The 500-nt window shown below is 51.0% G+C and carries 1 pseudogene; it reads left to right on the plus strand.

Annotated features, from left to right (window positions below):
* A pseudogene (locus AAC854_RS23025) lies at positions 1 to 438 on the plus strand (hypothetical protein); the annotation flags it as partial.
* Positions 439 to 500: the final 62 nt, after the last annotated feature.

The following is a 500-nucleotide window of genomic DNA, read 5'->3' on the forward strand; positions in this document are numbered from 1 at the left end:
AAAGAAGATGGCAGCACATCTATAACGGCTGAGGGATATTCAGCATGGTATGACAAAGATGGGCGGCTTGATATGAGTATAGGCGGGAAAGCCCCTCAACATCTCATCATTTACAATGGGTTCAAACCGAAAGCAGAAAAGGAACAGGCAGCTATAGCAGCCGATAGCTTCAAGGTCTGTGACTCGGAAAGGAAAGTAAGAGCAGTTGTTGCTCCATTGGAACTGGCAGTAGATATAAACGCCAGCGCCATCATCAATGAAATAGAGAAAGCATATAGAGGGACTGCTAAGCAAGCTCGCCTGAGTTCGGCCGTCATTAACTCAGCGAAAATACCCAGCATCCCTGATGATGATCACCTCCGCCAGATAATCCGTGAAGAGATACGCCAGTTCGTCGCACGCGAGAGTGAGCGCGGCGGACTGTTCTCGACGTGGTGATGCCATGCCACCCCGTATCCCTCGCGCCTGCCGCAAACAAGGCTGTCCCAAGACCACCACTG

The organism is Xenorhabdus entomophaga (genome assembly GCF_037996725.1).
Lineage (GTDB): Bacteria > Pseudomonadota > Gammaproteobacteria > Enterobacterales > Enterobacteriaceae > Xenorhabdus > Xenorhabdus khoisanae.